The 17,808-nt window shown below is 68.4% G+C and carries 13 protein-coding genes and 4 pseudogenes; 9 read left to right on the top strand and 8 right to left on the bottom strand.

Going from position 1 to position 17,808, the window contains the following annotated elements; translation table 11 throughout:
* Positions 1-1,152 precede the first annotated feature (1,152 nt).
* The 4 genes and pseudogenes from CA983_RS25105 to CA983_RS49620 all read left to right on the top strand — a co-directional run bounded on the left by CA983_RS25105 (position 1,153) and on the right by CA983_RS49620 (position 3,094).
* Positions 1,153-1,443 carry a hypothetical protein gene (locus tag CA983_RS25105; protein ID WP_086603142.1) on the top strand — a complete coding sequence of 97 codons (291 nt, stop codon included), beginning with the start codon at positions 1,153-1,155 and terminating at the stop codon, positions 1,441-1,443.
* 149 nt (positions 1,444-1,592) lie between these two features.
* Positions 1,593-2,246 (top strand): annotated as a pseudogene (locus CA983_RS49625) (ferritin-like domain-containing protein); the annotation flags it as partial.
* A 250-nt stretch (positions 2,247-2,496) separates the two neighbouring features.
* Entirely contained in the window at positions 2,497-2,925 is a 429-nt protein-coding gene (locus tag CA983_RS48100) for a hypothetical protein (protein ID WP_244207094.1), read from the top strand.
* Positions 2,870-3,094: a hypothetical protein gene (locus CA983_RS49620; RefSeq protein ID WP_086603140.1), complete on the top strand. Its 225-nt coding sequence runs from the start codon at positions 2,870-2,872 to the stop codon at positions 3,092-3,094. Before CA983_RS48100 ends, CA983_RS49620 begins: the two co-directional genes overlap by 56 nt.
* Positions 3,095-3,942: 848 nt before the next feature.
* Here CA983_RS49620 and CA983_RS25090 read toward each other — a convergent pair.
* From CA983_RS25090 to CA983_RS25075, 4 genes and pseudogenes are all read right to left on the bottom strand, one after another.
* Positions 3,943-4,140: a YncE family protein gene (locus CA983_RS25090; RefSeq protein ID WP_143645551.1), complete on the bottom strand. Its 198-nt coding sequence runs from the start codon at positions 4,138-4,140 to the stop codon at positions 3,943-3,945.
* A 140-nt stretch (positions 4,141-4,280) separates the two neighbouring features.
* Entirely contained in the window at positions 4,281-5,678 is a 1,398-nt protein-coding gene (locus tag CA983_RS25085; protein ID WP_086603138.1) for a Dyp-type peroxidase, read from the bottom strand.
* A gap of 406 nt (positions 5,679-6,084) precedes the next feature.
* Positions 6,085-6,462, bottom strand: coding sequence for an SGNH/GDSL hydrolase family protein (locus CA983_RS25080; RefSeq protein WP_086603137.1), 378 nt, complete (start codon positions 6,460-6,462; stop codon positions 6,085-6,087).
* 374 nt (positions 6,463-6,836) lie between these two features.
* A pseudogene (locus tag CA983_RS25075) lies at positions 6,837-7,001 on the bottom strand (non-reducing end alpha-L-arabinofuranosidase family hydrolase); the annotation flags it as partial.
* Between the two features lie 621 nt (positions 7,002-7,622).
* Between CA983_RS25075 and CA983_RS25070 the strand changes: the two are divergent.
* Together CA983_RS25070 and CA983_RS25065 are read left to right on the top strand one after the other, a co-directional pair.
* Positions 7,623-9,539 carry a DNA/RNA non-specific endonuclease gene (locus CA983_RS25070; protein WP_086603136.1) on the top strand — a complete coding sequence of 639 codons (1,917 nt, stop codon included), beginning with the start codon at positions 7,623-7,625 and terminating at the stop codon, positions 9,537-9,539.
* Between the two features lie 57 nt (positions 9,540-9,596).
* Positions 9,597-11,534 carry a S41 family peptidase gene (locus tag CA983_RS25065; RefSeq protein WP_086603135.1) on the top strand — a complete coding sequence of 646 codons (1,938 nt, stop codon included), beginning with the start codon at positions 9,597-9,599 and terminating at the stop codon, positions 11,532-11,534.
* Positions 11,535-11,678: 144 nt separating this feature from the next.
* Here CA983_RS25065 and CA983_RS25060 read toward each other — a convergent pair whose 3' ends face one another.
* Positions 11,679-12,926 carry an IS701 family transposase gene (locus tag CA983_RS25060; protein WP_086603134.1) on the bottom strand — a complete coding sequence of 416 codons (1,248 nt, stop codon included), beginning with the start codon at positions 12,924-12,926 and terminating at the stop codon, positions 11,679-11,681.
* 289 nt (positions 12,927-13,215) lie between these two features.
* Here CA983_RS25060 and CA983_RS25055 point away from each other — a divergent pair, with 289 nt between their 5' ends.
* Positions 13,216-14,799 (top strand): S8 family serine peptidase, encoded by a 1,584-nt coding sequence (locus CA983_RS25055; protein WP_086603133.1) that lies wholly within the window; start codon positions 13,216-13,218, stop codon positions 14,797-14,799.
* Positions 14,796-15,188 carry a hypothetical protein gene (locus CA983_RS25050; protein ID WP_086603132.1) on the top strand — a complete coding sequence of 131 codons (393 nt, stop codon included), beginning with the start codon at positions 14,796-14,798 and terminating at the stop codon, positions 15,186-15,188. Before CA983_RS25055 ends, CA983_RS25050 begins: the two co-directional genes overlap by 4 nt.
* 184 nt (positions 15,189-15,372) lie before the next feature.
* Here CA983_RS25050 and CA983_RS25045 read toward each other — a convergent pair whose 3' ends face one another.
* Positions 15,373-15,984, bottom strand: a complete 612-nt coding sequence (locus CA983_RS25045) for a hypothetical protein (protein WP_143645550.1) — start codon at positions 15,982-15,984, stop codon at positions 15,373-15,375.
* Positions 15,985-16,169: 185 nt separating this feature from the next.
* On the opposite strand from CA983_RS25045, the pseudogene CA983_RS49810 reads away from it, so the two are divergent.
* Positions 16,170-16,601 (top strand): annotated as a pseudogene (locus CA983_RS49810) (AlbA family DNA-binding domain-containing protein); the annotation flags it as partial.
* 498 nt (positions 16,602-17,099) lie between these two features.
* On the opposite strand, the pseudogene CA983_RS48085 reads toward CA983_RS49810, so the two are convergent.
* A pseudogene (locus CA983_RS48085) lies at positions 17,100-17,285 on the bottom strand (transposase); the annotation flags it as partial.
* Between the two features lie 163 nt (positions 17,286-17,448).
* Positions 17,449-17,808 (bottom strand): hypothetical protein (locus CA983_RS46300; RefSeq protein WP_086603128.1); only part of this gene is annotated, 360 nt, incomplete at its 5' end.

Here is a 17,808-nt window from a genome sequence, read left to right as displayed (position 1 = left end):
CACCGACTCCGCCGATCCCGAGTTCCCACCCACCGTCCCCCGTATGATCGACGGTGGCTGCCTRGTCTTCTGGACAGGCGGCCGCGAGCAAAAGCGCATCTGCGCCCAGCAGTTCAGCCCTGACGGGGAGAAGCGGGGCGCTGAGATCGCCGTCGACCCCAATGAGGCCTTCCATCGGGATCCGGCCGTGACGCTCGCTGCTGAAGAAGGGGGACTACGCCATCGCCTGGACCGACGGCGGGCGGTGGGCGGAGGCTGGTTCATCGACCGGGTCTTCGGCTGCGACGGCCCACCCCGGACGGACGAGATCCGCCCCCCAATGKCACGGGATTCGGATGCCAGGGCCGGGTGTGCTGACAATCCTCGACAATGGGCGGTTCGTTTGCCGCCCACACCAACGCCACGGTGAGCAGCGACCTCGGCGTCCTCCAGAGCATCGCCGCGGTCAGCCTCTTCGACCCGGCCGACGATTGGTGACGTGATCACCAGCGCCTTCGTGGGCTCGCCCGAACACTTCCATCGAACTTCACCCGCACTGACGGCGCTACCGGGCGGGCGCTTTGACCCCGCTTGGGTGGGAAGAGCGCGGACCCTCACGACACCTCCATTCCCGGATGCGTCCTCACCACCGATGCGCGGCAGGCTGTCATCACGGTCAGCCGCAGGGGGATGCATTCGCCCCCTGCCGAACGCCGCACACGGCCTGCCGCGGCCGGCAGGGGCCGGCCCCGTCGGCCAGACGGTTCAACAGCTCATGGACCAGGCGTGGGAGTCGCCATGGTCGTTGGCCGCGGTGTTGCAGCCGACCTCCTCGCCGCGGGCGGGGCAGCGGGACATGCCAACCGACACGTCAGCCCGGCGTTACACCACACGTGGCCCTCGGTCCGAGAGCCGGAGATGCCGTGAGACGCCGAGGTTGGCCAAGGCGGACGCCCCGGCAGATGAAGGCGGTCGGCCAGCGCTCCCGCCGTCCGTCAGGAAGCCGACCAGAACACTGCCGAGTGGCTTCCTGTGAACGCATCGGGATCCGTGACACGCACGGTCACAGCCGCGTCCGATAGCCATGCGTAATCGAATATTACTCTGTGTTACCGAACTGGGGCGGGCCGCGCCCCGCGTCCCCCTGTCCGTGACGACCCCAGGGAGTAGCCAGTGATCGAACGACTCTGGCTTCATACGCCGTTGGCCTTCGCCCGACTGGGCCCCTCCTCCGTGCCGTGCGACAACTATCGCTGGGGGCCCAGCGACCTCAGGCCGCGTGGAACGGGGAAGACCACCGTCGTGCCCGACCTGACCTTGGATGTCGCCGCCGACGGGACGGTGACCGAGCGTATGCCGGAGTACGTGCAGTTCAAGGATGAGGCCGGCTGGCGACCGCTTTGCCCCTTCTTCGAGCTTCACGGCAGCTGGACCATCGACGGCCGGCTCGGTAGGGGCCGGTGACGGAGCGGGAACTGCACGCGTCAGGTCTCAGCCCGGCGGACGTCCGCTGGGAGGTCTCCGTCGCCAACCTCAAGGCGTACCACCTCACACAGCAGCCCGGGACCGCATCGAGGCACGGGTCGAGGTGGCCGGCGACGGTCACCACCGACATGCAGTGGTCGGCACCTCACCGCAGCACGCGGAGAACCCGCTCGTGCCGCCTGGCAGTGGCCTGCCGCTGGGCTCGGTGCAACTGCTCAGACCCAACCCGGGTCTTCCGGAGTTGCGCCTGCGCTTCACACCGGCGGCAGGTGTCGTGTACGGCCCCGGGACCTGGCCGACCGGACGGAGGTTATCCGGAGCTGATCAGCGACTGGAACGTCCTGCCCGTGGTCCTCGGCGACCGCGAACAGGCGGAGCCGAGTACCGCACGGCCCGTGCCACTGCCCGCCATCGCGCCCAAAGACCTCATGAGTCCCGAGGAAGTCGCCGACGAGCTGACCACCCTGGCCGGGGTGGAACATGCGCTGTGCGTGGAATACCTGTACGCGCACTACTCGCTGAACGCACCCCTGATGCCGGCCCCCAGCGCGGACGAACTCACCCGGCGGACGTTCGCGGCAGGACAGGAGATCTCTTCCGTCGCGGTCGACGAGATGCGTCACCTGCGCTGGGTCAACGAAGCACTCGGCATGCTGGGCCGCGCGCGCGCCCTCACCCGCGCCAGGGTCATCAAGCGGCGTACCGATCACGTGGTACGGCTGGAGCGGCTCACCCCGGAGCGGCTGCAATGGTTCGTCGACGTGGAGGCCCCGAGCCAGACATCCGGCGCGAACCCGAACGACCCCGGCCCCACCACCATCGACGGCATGTACGTCCAGCTGCACGCGTCCGTCGTCAACCAACTGGCTCGGTTCCCCGAAGGTGACCGGCTCACGCATCTGATCAAGCTCATCATCGACGAGGCGGGGACCACTACCGCCGCTTCCGGGCCGTCCAAAAACACCTGGCGGGCCTCACCCAGGAGCAGTACTGCATCCGCTGGACCGCCAATCCGACCGGCAGGACGCGCAGTTGCTCGACCTCAGCGACCAGTACTACGCGATGGTCATCGGCGCGCTCCAGGCGTCTTTGCAACGGCAGGACAAGGCCGGCGGCGTGCTCATGGGACGGGCCCGGCAGATGATGACCAACATCCACGAGATCAACCGCATGCTCGCGAGCCGCGGAGTGGGCCCGCGCTTCACCCTGCCGAGCCCGGTCGAACGCGCCGACGGGGCCGACCGTGCGACGGCAGCCGCCAACGGGCAGCTTGTCCGGGAGGCCGCCGCGGCGGCCTCCCGGGCCCGAGAAGCCATCGGCTCGCTCGGCGAACCGGCGGTCCGGTCGATGGTCATCCGGCATCAGGCCGAGGCCGCTGACCTGCTGGCCGCGCTCGCCCACACCGATGCAGGCGCCTCCCGGCTCACCGGCACGCCGACGGGCGGGCAGGGCGACGGGTGAGCTGGTCAGGATCGCCGGATCGGGGCTGGCGGAGCTGACCTGTGCCCGGCTGCTGGCCGCCCGCGGGCACAGCATCCAGCTGCCCCCACCCCCCGCGGACACGGATTCCCGGCCACTGCTGCTGACCGGGCCGGCCCTCGAACTGCTCGACTCGCTCTGGGGCGAGTAACTCCTCGACGGCGGCTGGCCGTTGAGTCATCGTCAGGTGCGATGGGGGACCGGGTCCCAGCCCATGCGGTTCGCGCAACGGGCGCGGGTGGTGGATGGTGCCCAGCTGACCACCCGGATGCGGGAACGGCTCGCAATCAGCGACCCGTCCACCGACACTCCCGCATGGACAGTGGCCGCGGCCGCCGTTGGCGGCGAGGCCAGGTACTGGCAGGCCGGGCGACGGCGGCTGCTGGCCGGCACCGCTCCGCTGCGGCGGGAGCACGACGGGACCACCGCACGATTGGACTGCGCGGAGCTGGGGTGGCTCCACCTCACGCCGCTCGGCCACGGCGACTGTCTGGTGCAGGCCATGGTCCCGGGGCCGGCCGCCGACCCGGCCGGACTGCTGGCGAAGATGCTGGCCCAGTCCCCCCTTGACTCCCGGCCGCGTCGCCCTCCGCGGACCGCCGTGGCCCTGCCGGCCGCGCCCAGAATCCACCTCGCCCCGGCCGTGCCGCCCACGGCGGGCGGCGGGCGTCTCATCGTCGGGACGGGTGCGCTGCGCTGTGACCCGCTCAGCGGCACTGGTACCGCGCAGGCGCTGCGTACGGCGATTCTGGCCGCAGCGGTAGTCGCGTACGGCGATTCTGGCCGCAGCGGTAGTCGACGCCGCCGCGGCCGGCACCTCGGCGGAGGCTCTCTGCGACCACTACACCAGCCGCCTTCGCGTCGCCTTCCTCGAGCACCTGCGCACGTGCCTGGAGTTCTACGAAGGCGCCTTTACGACGATCGCCTGGCGGGACGAGAGCGACGCGACGCACCACGCAATGCGCTCGACGACACCGCCCCGCGCGGGGCGGGAGCGCGTCACAGCCTGATCACCGACACGGTGCCGGCGAAGAAGTTGGTCACGCACAGGCGGGTCCCGTACGGGCTGGCCGCCAGGCCCCGGGTTGCGCCACCGACCGGGATCGTCCCGGCCATGCATTCTCGTCCGGGATCCATCACCGGCACGCTGTCGAAGGGGCAGTGGGTCACGTACACCCGGCCCGGGTCGGGGCTCACCGCCACACCGTAGGTTCCTTCGGCGACCGCGTTCGGCCGAGGCTCGCCGCCCCGCTGTGCGGGCTCTGTCCGATCGGGATGGTGGTGGCCCCTTCCGCGACCGGGCGTGACGTTGCCGCTGTAGGACGGACGCGCGGCGATCACAGGCTGCGCAGGAACGGCAGCGAGGGCATGAAGAAGTACTCGCCACCCTTCATGGTCACGGCCTGCACAGGAGCGGGGACTTCCTGAGTCTCGTCGTTTCCCCAGGCCCTAGGCCAAGTCTGCGAGGGCCGGTCGCCCTGACCGATCACCGCGTCGAGCCCGGGCTGGGCGGCGGCGTCGTGCTTGGGGAATCCGGAGTTGTTGGCCCACATCCGCTGCATGAACTCGAACTGCTGACCGAGCTCGGAGTTGAAGGCCATGAACAGCAGACCGACGCCGCTCTCGGGCTCGTCGCCCTCGGTACGTTCTCCGTAGGTCTGCCCACGCCGCGCCAGCAGGTGCAGCTTCTCCTCGTCCGGTGTTTCGAAGCCGCCTGACCCGCGGGGGTTGGTCTTGCGGATGTGTGCCTGGAACGGGCACTTGTGGGCGACGGTGTCGCTGGCGTAGGTGAAGTCGTTCATCACCGGCTTGTCCGCTCCGTCCTCGGCCTGGAGGGTGAGTGGGGTGCCGTCCCGGAAGCGGCCGACGAGCATGGCACCGGCGCGCTCGCGGTCGTTGTTGTCGAGCTTCAGCGCAGTGGCGAGCGCTTCCTCGGCCGCCTTGAAGGCTCGTACGTTCTGCTCCAGCTTGCGCAGCACGAAGTAGCTGCCGAAGTCCGTGCCGGGGTTGGGGGCAGCCGGGTCTGTGACCAGTACCCGCCCCAGCGGCAGGAACGGATTCCACACGGAGGTTCCGTCCAGCGTGTCACGCTCCGCATCCAGGTCCTCGGTGAGGAACAGCGGCAGGCTGCGCCCGTCGACATACCCGAAGTGCTCGATCCCCCGGCCCGCGGCATCGTGCTGGGTCTTGCCGGTCTCCCTGGCGAGCACGGTGATTGAACCGGTCAGCAGCGCCTCGACCTCGGCGAGCCGGGCGTCGGCAGGAGATGAGTCGGCGTCGCCGACCAGGACGACGGCGTGGATTTCCTGCTGGTAACCGGCCTCCCACTGTGTGGGATCAGGGTCTTTCAGATTGGTCAGGGAATCGGGGTGTCGCATTCCCCGCTGGAAGACAGGGTCAGAGGGCACCGCACTCGTCAGGCCCAGCCTGCCGTAGCCCGCGTTCGTCAGCCCCACGCCCACATAGGGCGTGCCCTTCGAACCGTGCTGTTTGAAGGCTTCCACTTCTTCGAGCGCCGTCTTGGCCGACTTCATCAGCGGGACCAGTCCGGCCAGGAACGCCCGGGCCTCCGCGGCGCCCTCTGGGCCCTCGGCGAATTGCAGGAGGAGGATGTGCAGACGGTCGCGGACATGGCCCTTCAGGATGTTCGCCTGCAGGTTCTGCAGCATGGTCTCGTTGTCGCCGGTGGCGTTCTTCCACGACAACGGCACTGTGTCATTGAGTTCGACGGGCATGTCAGCTCCCTTTGTCGAGTCCGGGATCCGCCGAGATTGCGGGAGCGGCCTACAGGCCGGACGGTGCCCGGACGCCGATTCACTCCTGCTCAGGACGCTTTGACAGCGCTGGGGCACCTGTTTCAGTCTGAGGGAGCCGGATGCGATGTGCGACTCGATCGAGCCCCTCGGGGTGTGCGGATCCGTTGGTTACAGGGCGAGAATTGAACGGTAAAAATCTCGATTGATGGGAAAAGTAATGAGTTCTGCGTTTGTCGAGCTCGGTTACGACATGCGCCGCAATCGAGCGTGAGGCGGGAGAGAAATAGGCGCCGACGTGGAGGATGCCCGCGACCTGTCCGTGCAGGGCGGCCAGCCGTCCCTCACTTCCAGCGGGCCGCCCGACGGCGTTTCCCGTACGCGACGGTCAGCGGACCGGGTCCGGTCGTACCGTGCCGTCCGGATGGCGGAACTCGACGCGTGCCAGGCGCATGACGTTGACCAGTTCCTGGGCGATGATGCCGTACCCGACGGTGGTGGGGTGGACGCCGCCGAGGGAGGACAGGCCTTCGTCGGTGCGCTCGTTGCCGTCGCTGGTGAGGAAGCGGGAGTTCGGCGGAATAGCGAGGGCCGCCAGCTGCGGCGGCAAGCGATAGGGCTGCCACCACGTCGGCTGGGCATTGGGGTCGTCGATGTAGCGCTTGGCGGCGAGCTGGTCGAGTAGCCCGGCCGTATCCATGAGGTACCAGTCCCGGCCAGCGTGCCGCTTGCTGCTCACCTCGTCGGTGATGGCCTTGTTGTACACGTCGATCGCCAGGTCGATGTCCCTGGCCTGACCATTCGCTCATGGTCAGGATGTGCTCGCGTAGTCGCAGCAGGGAGACGATGGGTCGAGGAGGGTGACGGCGAGGGCGACACGGTCCTGTAACCCGGATGAAGGTTGCGGAATTCACGGCACACCACGGCCGGCAAGCGGATCCCCGGTGGCGTCATAGGGCCTTGGTCCGTACCCACGATGAAAGTCCATGAAAGAGAGGAACTCCAGCCGACAGCCGACGCGCGGCTGGGGTTCCTCCAGGTGGTGAGTATCGGTCAGCAAGTGGGGTTGCCCACGCCATAAACAGCTGTTCTACGCGTCGGCGGACCGCACCACATCGCGATCACCGTGGAGCGGGCGGGTCAGCGCTGCAGGGTGAGCACGCCCGGCCGGTACGGCAGTTGCAGGCGGGGGGTGCCGTCCGATGAGGGGGTCCTGCCCTGGTAGAGGAACTGCAGGTTGCATGGGTCGATGGTCATGGTCTGGTCGGGGTTGTTGCGGACCAGGTCACCGTGGCTGATGTCGTTGCGGCTGCAGTACTAGATGATCGACAATATTGCGCCTCCAGTATTGCGCCTGAATTCAATATTTGACGCTTCACTAGAAGTAGTTGACTAAGTAGTTGACTGAGGGAGAATATGTCAAGTGGCAGAAGTGTTGGGTTCCAATGTCAACTTGCCTCATCGCGCCGCTCGACCATCATGGACATGAGCGGAAAAACCGCCCTTCTCGGGTTCACCAACTCCGGGAAGGCGGGTGGTCGGAATGGTTGACGTCTGACTCATATAAAAGCTCCAAGTGGTTTCAGGGGCGCTGCAGGATTTCGAACCTAATTTGGCACTGTCCGCGGGTGTCACGCTCGAGAGCGCACCGGCCACAGATGGCGATGGACTGCCCGGCGAACGCGGACTTCACCCCCTGGCTCGACGGAATCATCAAGGCAGTCGCGGCCGGCCAAGCCCTCGCAAGGGTCGTGGCGATCTTCGTTTGACCACCGACGCTGCGACCGAACGCCCCACCAAGAAAGGCAGAGTGGGTGAGCGCCGCCGCCACGGACCGCTACCGCGCGCGGCGCGGAAACACGCCGATGCCTGCCGAGCCCCGGCGGCTCTCCTGCGCCGTCTCGCCCACGGAGGGATGCGTGCCCCATGGCCAGCAGAACCACGAACACGAAGAAGACCGCCTCGAAGACCCCGCGACCGAAGCCCCCGTCGAAGGCGGCCTCGGCGAAGAAGGGCTCGCCCTCCGACGATGAACTCATCTCGTCGCTGCGGCAGTACATCCGCGTCCGGGGCCCGCACCTGCTGGAGGATCCGAACATCACCTCAGTGGGCGTCGGCCGCAAGGTCACCGGCGATCAGCCGGGCGGCGAAGTGGCGTTGCAGTTCACCGTGGCGACCAAGGCCGAGCCGGAGGTGCTGGAGTCTCTGGGCACCGAACTGATCCCGGCCACCATCACCGTCGACGGCTTCGAAGTGCCCACCGATGTGATCGAGCGCACCTACAAGCCGAGCTTCCACATGGTGGCCGAGGTCGAGAGCCCGCTGCGCAAGAGCCGGCTGGATCCCATCCGGCCCGGGGCCAGCGTCGGCGCGGTGACGGTGTCGGCCGGTACCATCGGCTGCATCGTGTTCGACCGGGCGGACGGCACGCCGTACGTGCTCAGCAACTGGCATGTGCTGCATGGGCCGTTCGGCGAGCTCGGGATCGAGGTCGTGCAGCCCGGCACACGGGACGACAATCGCGTCGACCGCAACCGGATGGGCGTGCTCAAGCGCTCCCACCTGGGTGTGGCCGGGGACTGCGCGGTGGCGACCATCGAGGACCGCGACTCCCTCCCGGAGATCCTCGAACTGGACGTCGCCCCGCGGACGCTGGGGGAGCCCGAGCTCGGCGACAAGGTGGCCAAGAGCGGCCGTTCCACCGGGGTCACCCATGGCATCGTCCGTCGGGTCGACACCATAGCGAAGATCAACTACGGCGGGGGAACGGGCCAGCGGACCATCGGGTGCTTCGAGATCGGTCCGGACCCCGACCATCCGTCGGCGGACGGTGAGGTCAGCAGCGGCGGTGACTCCGGCGCGGTGTGGCTGTTCAAGGAGGGCGACGACCGGGTGAGCCCGGTGCTGGCCGGGTTGCACTTCGCCGGCGAGGGCACCGGTGATCCGGACGAGCACGCCCTCGCCTGCCTGTCGACATCGGTGTTCGAGAAGCTCGACATCACCCTCAGCCAGCCGGCGCCGGAGCAGCTGGAGATCATCGCCGGGTACGACGCCCACTTCCTCGGCGAACGGGTCGAGGCCCCGGAACTGGACACCGACCTCACGCGGGACGCCGCCCTCCTGGACGGCTCGCCGGTCATCCCGTACACGCATTTCTCCCTCACCCTGAACAAGAAGCGGCGCTTCCCGTTCTGGGTGGCCTGGAACGTCGACGGCGGCTCGCTGAAGAAGCTCAGCCGCAGCGGCATCCCCTTCGTCAAGGACCAGCGGCTGCCCGGCACGGCGCAGGTCGGCAACGAGCTGTACCAGGCCAACCGGCTCGACCGGGGGCACATCGCCCGCCGCGCCGACCTGCTCTGGGGCAGCCTGCCGGAGGCGCGCAAGGCCAACACCGACTCGTTCTTCTACACCAATATCACCCCGCAGATGGACGACTTCAATCAAAGTGCCAAGAACGGGGTGTGGGGCGCACTGGAGGACGCCGTCTTCGCCGACGTCGACGTCGATGACCTGAGAATCAGCGTCTTCGGCGGGCCGGTCTTCCAGGACGACGACCGGGTCTACCGGGGCGTGCGCATACCCCGGGAGTTCTACAAGGTCATCGCATTCACCGAGAACGGCGAACTGAAGGCCAGAGCATTTCTGCTCACCCAGAACCTGGACCAGCTCGAAGCGCTGGAACTGGACGAATTCCGGGTCTTCCAGGTCACCCTCGGCGAGGTCGAGGACCGCACTCGGGTGCGCTTCCCCGCCGCCCTCCACAAGGGCGACACCCTGCATGTGCCCGAGTCTGTGGCGGACCGCCCGCCGCTGAAGACCACGGCCGACATCCAGTGGGGCTGAACCGACCCCCCGATCCAAAACCCAGATTCACCCATCACGAAGGACTGGTGCATCACCATGACCCAACCGGTTCATGAGAACGCACCCGAGTTCCTCCAGAACGCGGCGGAACCGGTACGTGACCACCTGCTCGGTGCGGCTTCCCTGCCTGCCTTCCTGCACGGCGCCGGCCAGTTGTCCCTGGAGGACCGCCGACTCCTCGCCGAGCAGGCCCTGGTCCTGCTGGAGCAGAACTACGTCCATCTGCCGCTGAAGACCGCGATGCACGCCGTCAACCCGGTCCAGCGGCTGCGGCTGCTGCGCCGGCGCATGGAGCGGCAGACACCGCAGACCATGCCGAGGGAGTGGTTGTTCCACGCGGAGATGTCGGAGATCTTCCACTCGGTGCGGGACCTGCACACCAACTACCTGCTGCCCGACCCCTTCAGGGGCAAGATCGCCTTCCTGCCCTTCCTGGTCGAGTCCTGCACGGAACAGGACCGCACCCGGTTCCTGGTCACCCATGTGGTGAGCGGCTTCTCGGCACCGGGGTTCGAGCCGGGCGTCGAGATCACCCACTGGAACGGCATCCCCATCCTGGACGCCGTCGACCTCAATGCGGCCCGGTTCGCCGGTAGCAATACGGCGGCCCGGCGCAGCCGGGGTGTGCAGTCGCTGACCGTGCGGCCGCTCGTCATCCATCTCCCGCCGCTGGAGGAGTGGGTGACGGTGAGCTACATCGACCTCGCCGGAACTGCCCGGGAACTCCGGCAGAGCTGGCAGATCGTGGAGAACCTGCCCTCGTTCGTCTCCGCCGACCGGGAGACGGCCGTGTTCCAAGGCCTGGACCTCGACGGCGATGAGACCCAGCGGGCCAAGGTGCTGCTGTTCGCGCCCCTGGTTGTCGCCCAGGAGCGGGCCGCCGAGGCGGACGAACCCCTACCGGACCTCGGGGCGGGCGACATCGCCACCACCATGCCCAAGGTGTTCCGGGCCCGGGCTGTCACCACGCCGTCCGGAACGTTCGGCCACATCCGCATCTTCACGTTCAACGTTGACAGCCCCGGCTCGTTCGTCGCCGAGTTCGTGCGGCTCATCCGGCAACTGCCGCAGAATGGTCTCATCGTGGACGTCCGGGACAACGGCGGAGGGCACATCCACGCCGCCGAGTTCACCCTGCAGACGCTGACGCCGCGCCGGATCAACCCCGAACCGGTGCAGTTCATCAACACCCCGCTCAATCTGCGGATCTGCCGGCGGCTCCAGGGCGCTCCGGGACTAGATCTGGGCCCCTGGGTGCCGTCCATGGAACAGGCCGTCGAGACCGGCTCGGTCTACTCCGGCGCCTTCCCGATCAGCCCCGAGAACGGCGCCAACGCCATCGGGCAGCAGTACTTCGGGCCCGTCGTACTCATCACCAACGCCCGGTGCTACTCGGCCACGGACATCTTCGCGGCGGGCTTCCAGGACCACGACATCGGCCCCGTGCTCGGCACCGACGACAACACGGGCGCCGGCGGCGCCAACGTCTGGCCGCACGACCTGTTGACCGAGTTCCTGGCGGACGACCCGGGCACGCCCTATACGGCCCTGCCGAAGGGGGCCGGGATGCGGGTGTCGATACGCCGCACGCTGCGGGTCGGCCCGAACTCGGGCACGCCGGTGGAGGACCTGGGAGTCGTCCCCGACGAGCTGCATCGCATGACACGCCGCGACCTGCTGGAGGGCAACACCGATCTCCTGGACCACGCGGGCCGGCTCCTGCAGGGTCTGACCCCGCACGCCGTGACGATCACGGAGGCCGCCGCCGCCGACGGCGCGCTCCATCTGAAGCTCACGGCGGAGAACGTCGATCGCGTCGACGTCTACCTCGACCAGCGCCCCCGCGCCTCCGTCGACCTCATCGGCGGCCAGGCCGACCTGCTGGTCCCTGGCGCCGCCTCGGCACACACCGCCCACCTGGAGGGTTTCGAGGTCGGCCGCCTCGTCGCGAGCACGACCAGGGATCTGCCGTAGGCTCTTTTAGACCCTTCACTAGCTCAGGACACGGACGGCTGCTGGGGTATTAGTACTCCAGCAGCGGTTCGTGTCCTGAGGTGCGTTTTCGGTAGTGACAGCGGCGGGCGACGGCCTGGCGATGTCTTCTCCAGGCGGACCAGTTCAGTGCGTGGATGACGGGATCGCGGTCGGCTCGTGGGCGGGGCAGGAGAGCGTCCAGGAGTCGCCGGATTTCTGCCACGGTGAGCGGGACGGGGGCTGATCCGTTTCTGCGGCCCCCTTTGCCGCGCCGCCGCCCTGGGCTTGTGCTGCGAGTGCGGCCAGGACGGCGTGGGCGAGCATGGCCAGGGTGATGTGCCGATACCAGCCGATGTAGCGGCGGACCTCGTACTCGTCCAGGCCGCACTCGTTCTTCGCGGCTTGGAAGCATTCCTCGATCGCCCAGCGGGAGCCGGCGACGCGGACCAGCTCGGCGATCTCGACACCCACGGGTGCATAGGCCAGGTAATAGGCCACCTCTTCGGGATCGGACAGGCTGCGACGGGCCATTACCCACCGGTGATGGGTCGGTGGGTCGGGATCGAAGATGATGTTGGTGGGGAGCTTGGCCGCGGCCCAGTCGTAGACGCGCGGGCCTTTCGCTCCATCGCCGCAGGACAGCCGCAACCAGGCATCATCGGGTGCTTCATCGATGAGCTGGTCGATGCGCCAGATGCCCGCCAAGGACTTGATCTGCTGTGACTTGGGCACGGCAACGACGTAGCTGATGTCGAGCTGTTCGAGCAGGCGGCGGAAGTGCCAGTCCTGTCCGTAGGCCTCGTCCGCGGTGACCCAGGCGGCGGGCAGGCCGGCGGCCAGGCAGCGGCGGACGATGTTCCGGGCCAGCTCACCCTTGGTCGCAAAACCCCGCTCATCAGGGATGTTCGCCGCCCGACACCGTTCGCGGTCGGAGGTCCAAGCCTTGGGCAGATAGAGCTCGCGGTCCACCAGGGCCCGGCCCGACCGGGTGGCGTAGGCGGCGAACACGCCGATCTGACAGTTGTCGATCTTTCCTGAGGTACCGGTGTACTGCCGGCCGACCCCGGCCGAGGTGATGCCCTTCTTGATGAACCCGGTGTCGTCGATGATGAGCACACCGTCCGGTCCGAGCCGTTCGGCGACGTAGGCACGGACGTCGTCACGCAGGGCGTCCGCGTCCCAGACACTGCTGTTCAGCAGCCGTTGAAAGCCGTCGGGGGTGCGGTGGCCCGCCCATTCCGCGAGCTGCCAGCCGTTCTTGCGTGTCGCCCGCCCCAGCAGACCGCGGACGTAGTCCCGCATCCGCCACCGCAGATCCGCCCGAGCGAACCTGCCCGCCACCCGGGCGAACGCCGACTCCAACTCACCAGCCCAGAGAACGGCTTCAGTCATCCCCTCCATACCAGGACAACGACAACCACCAGCTCAGGACACGAACCGCTGCTGGAGTACTAAGGACACTACCTGCCCTGCTCAGCGCAGACGGCGAATCCCCGCCTCCATATCCCCCCCGCGCCCGTGCGGTTGCCCCCATTCCAAGAGGCGAGGAGACTGGTGGAAAAGGGGGATTCATACCTAAACGGGGCTTTCTCTCTCGGGCCGCGCCCTGTCGCCGTGACGTATCCGGCCGGGCCAGCTGCGCCCCTGAGGACAGCTACGCCCATGAGAAGAGGCGAGTGCGATGTCGCGTCAGTACTACCAACGTGGCAATCTCGTCGAGGCGGAGGAACTCGACGATGTCGTCGCGGTGAAGGTGGAGACGGACGGTGCCAGGGCCGCCGTCGACGCGGAGGCGGAGCTGGGCACGAGCGCACGGGGAGCGATGCGCGACGCGGGAATCGACGACGAGACCGCCGCCGCCTTCGCCCGCGCGCACTGGGTGTTCGTCAGACCGAACCGGCAGACACGAGCGGCGGTCGACGTAGGCGAGGAAATCTCCGGGGCGGAGGCAGCGGGCAAGGTCATCCGGCGGCCCAGCGGCAGGATCGGCATCGCGACCGACGCGCTGAACGTCCAGCTGCAGCCGTCGCTCTCGGAGGAGGAGGCAGAGCGCGAGATCGAGGCGGTCGGTCTGGCTGTCGTCAACAAACTCGGCTTCGCGACGAACCTGTACGAGGTGCGGGCCAGGGCCGCCGAGGACGCCCTCGCAGCCTCCGTGGAGCTGCACGACAACGACCGTTTCATCTTCGCCGAACCGTCGTTCATCGAGCACGTCCCGACCCGGCTCCAACCCTCCGACCCCGAGTACCCCAAGCAGTGGCAGTGGAACAACACCGGCACCAATGGCGGCAAGCCGCGCGCCGATGTCCACATCGAGAAGGCGTGGGACCACACTCTCGGGGACGGCATCCGCGTCGCCGTCATCGACAACGGCTTCGACGTACAGCACCAGGATCTCGCCAGTGGGCTGGACCCGAGCTCGGGGTTCTACAGCAGCGGCGTGGTAGGCGTGACCTTCACCCAGGGCACCGCGGGCATGCCCGACGAGGACCACGGCACCTTCTGCGCCGGGATGGTCGGCGCCCGGCACAACGGCAGCGGCGGGGTCGGTGCGGCCCCCGAGTGCGAGCTCATGCTGGTGGCGTGCCTGGGGGACCAGGTCGGCACGCAGACGACCCTGGCCCGTGCCGCGGCGTACGCCGCCGAACCCTCGACCGAGCCCGGAATCGGCGCACAGCAAGGCGCGGACATCCTAGTCAGCAGCCTGGGCCCGAACGGTGCGGAGTGGGACCTGACCAGCACGCTGAAGCTGGCCCTCGAATTCGCCGCCGCCAACGGACGCCAGGGCAAGGGGCTGCCGATCTTCTGGGCGGCCAGCAACGGCAGGAACGTCGACATCATGCTGGACGAGGTGGTCTCCCATCCGGATGTCATCGCGGTGGTCCGGTCGAACAACAAGGACCGGGAGGACAACGCGGCCCGCGGCCCCGAGGTCGAACTGATCGCCCCCGGAGTCGATGTCTTCAGCACGACGTCCGGAGACGGCTTCGGCCCGAGCACCGGCACCAGCTTCGCCGCCCCCTGCGCGGCCGGCTGCGCGGCACTGGCGCTGGCGGCCAACCCCGACCTGACCCGCGACCAGCTGCGCGAGATCATGCACCAGTCGGCCGACAAGATCGGCGGCCCCGGTGTCGTTTACGACGGCAACGGCCACAACGACGACTACGGCTTCGGTCGGGTGAACGCTGCCCAGGCCATCGCGCTCGCCCAACTGGTCGCGGGGCGTACGGCGCCAGCGGCACGAGCGGGACAGCGGACGCGATGAGCGACACGGGCGGCACGGACGAGGTCCCCGCGGTCTTCCGCTGCCACGTCGTCGCCGAGGACGCCGAGGCACTGCGGAAGTTCATCGAGGAGACCCGGCCCGATACCGGCTGCCGCCCCGTGGCCCGGGAGACTGCGGCCGGCCTCGGCCTCGACCTCTACTTCCGCCAGGACCAACTCGACTCGGCCAGATCCGCCAGGTCGGCACCACGGGTGAACATCACTTCGGTCGAGAACATCACGGAGAACTGGCAGGCCAGGGACAGGTCGGGCACCACGACGGACACCACCGCGACGATCACGGTGGCCACCGCGATGCCGAGCATCACCGCCCGCCAGTTCCCTGACGCCAGCCGTGACCCGCGTTCCCGCACAGCGGCAACGTTGTGATCATCGGACTCAGGCGGGAGCCAGTAGGCCTCGAACAAGGCCGCAAAGGGCTCCGCGTCACCATGGCGAGCGTCCACGCACCACTCAACGACGGGTCCCGTGCTGTCGATGTGGTCGGCCCCAGGGTGCGGCGCGGCCGGTGGCGAATCGGCGGGGCCTGCGTCCGGCCGCCGCCGCGGGCACCTCAGTGGCTGGCCTGCTCGCGTAGGAAACGCCGCTCCTTGATCCGTCGCCGCACCTGCCACCAGCGGGCGGTGTAGGCAAGGTCCTCCCGGCAGATGTCCAGGAACGCATCCCGGGCGGCCACCACGGTGTCAGTCTGCCGTTGGAAGCGGTCGGCGCGCTTCTCGTTCAGGTTCAGGTCGCCGATTGCGGCGACGAAGGTCTCCGCCGCAGCGATGACGTGCACGCTGCCGCACAGCCGCACGCCCTGCAGCGCGCCGATGAGTTCGGCGCTGAGCTCCCACACCTGGGGCAGCTGGCCCATCAGTACCTTGTCCGCCGCCCGTTTGGCCTCGCGGCGAAGGTGGGCGAACTGGAAGGCGTAGCCGAACGAGCGGGCAGAGGCGTCCAACAGCCGCTGGTACGCCTGTGCCCGGTCCTCTTTGCTGCCCAACCGGGGCACGCCCGTGGGCCGGTACCGTCCGATCAGGGCGCTGGTCACGCTGCCCGTGGCCTTGATACCGGCAGCGGCCACGCCCGGCGTTATGAAGGTCATGCCCGGTTCTACCACCTGGCGGCTGCGGCGCCGGCCGGGACGCCGCAGCAGCTGCACCGGGCGGGCCGTCAAGTCCATGGTGTGTGTGCCAGTGCACCGAGCAGCCCCAGGGCGCCACCGTCGGGCACGGCGCGGGCCTCCGCGAAAGCCCGTCGGTGGAGCGGCGGGCTCGGTTCCACAAATGCGTGGTGACGGCCGGGTGATCCCGTTCAGCGTGCTCTGGCTGGCGATCGTCAGCAGCCCGTGAACGCACTGGAGTACCGATGGCTCTGCCCGCACGGCTCACCGCCGCCCTGGGACGACACCCCGATCGCCTCACCGAGGACGATCTGCAGCGTGCGGTCGACAGCCGGATACCCGGGAGCGTCGACCTCGACCGGAAGAAGGACTTCTACCCGGGCGCCGACGCGGGCAGGAAGGAACTCGCCAAGGACGTGTCCGCCATGGCCAACACCGCCGGCGGCATGGTCGTCATCGGTGTCGACGACGGCAAGCAGGACCACGCACACGACCTGGCCCCTGTAGAGCCGGTCCAGGGCCGGGGCGAGGAGTGGATCCGCTCGGTGCTCGCGAACTGGATCCAGCCCGTCGTACCCAACGTCGGCGTACGAGCTGTGAGGTCCGCAGCCCACGAGGGAAAGATCTACTGGCTGCTCACCGTGCCCCGGAGCACTCAGGCACCGCACGCGGTCGCGGCCCCCGGCAACGACTACCACTTCCGTGTCCACGTCCGGCACGGCACCACGACCCGCACCCTTGCCGAGTCCGAGATCGCCCAGCGCTACCGTGACCGCTTCCAGGCTGCCTCCGACGACGTCGACCGGCTGCGGCAGGTTGCTGACGCGGGCTTCGGCTACCTGTCGGCCTACCTGACCAGCACGGCGCACGGCGGCAGCCCCAAAACGGACTTCTACCCGGATTGGGTCAGTCTGGCTGCGGTTCCGGCCGTCCGGGGCACCTACCCACTGACCACTCAGGCGGACCGGGAGCGGCGTTCGTCCGCTTCGTCAGGCTCGTCGGCGCGGGAATCACAACCAACGTGCGACCGAAGCTGCCCGTGCTGGTCGGCCGCCGCCAGGTCCGCTTCGAGGGAGTTCCCACCGGCCAACTCCACCAGGACGGCAGCTTCTACTCCGCGCAAGCCCTCAACCTCCGCAACGACCAGTTCGATGCCGACGGCCCTGGCAGTAGCCTTCCGGCCTGCCGCCCCGGCCCGCCGGCCATCCCGGAACCGGCAGCAGATCCCGCACCGGCGCCCACTCGGCATCGCTCATGTCCGAGCCGTACCGGGGCCGGCGCTCCGGTCGGTCGGCCGCGTTCCCGAACCGATGGGCGAGACAGTCACACCCACGAGTGGGCGAACGGGACTCAGCGAGCACGACCACGCGACACTTCGACAACAGGGCCTCTTGTTTCTCGCTGAACTCGACAACCGCGAGCTGCCAAGAGGCCCTTCCTCTATGCCCCACCAGCCGACAAGTCACCCGATCCAGGACCTTGTTCGAACCAGACCGAGCGCACGACCGGATAGAGAACGGCCAGTCAGCAGTTGCGGATTGAGTACACCGGGCCCCAGTTGATGGACGTCTGGCCGGTCGGTGCCGTGTCCGTCCTCAGCGTGTTGCCGTTCTGGTCGTAGAAGCGGGCGACCGTTCCGGACGTCTGGTTGTTCCAGAAGTAGCCGCCGCCGTTCCAGTAGTACACGTAGTAGCGGTTGCAGTAAAACATCCGGAACAGTTCCCACTTGTTGACCGTGGGGTCCCAGACGAGGTCGCACAGGTTGCCGACGCCGCAGGCGTAGGTCTCCCCAGGGGCGACGTGCCCGGCGGAGGCGTTGGGTGAGGTGTAGGTCGAGGTGGCGGCCGGGCTCGCCGCCTCGTATGCCCCGGCGGGGGCGGCGGG

Source organism: Streptomyces swartbergensis, from assembly GCF_002148965.1.
GTDB classification, from domain to species: Bacteria; Actinomycetota; Actinomycetes; order Streptomycetales; family Streptomycetaceae; genus Streptomyces; species Streptomyces swartbergensis.
The sequence above is the reverse complement of the archived record's forward strand: the minus strand, read 5'-3'. Positions and strand labels throughout refer to the sequence as shown.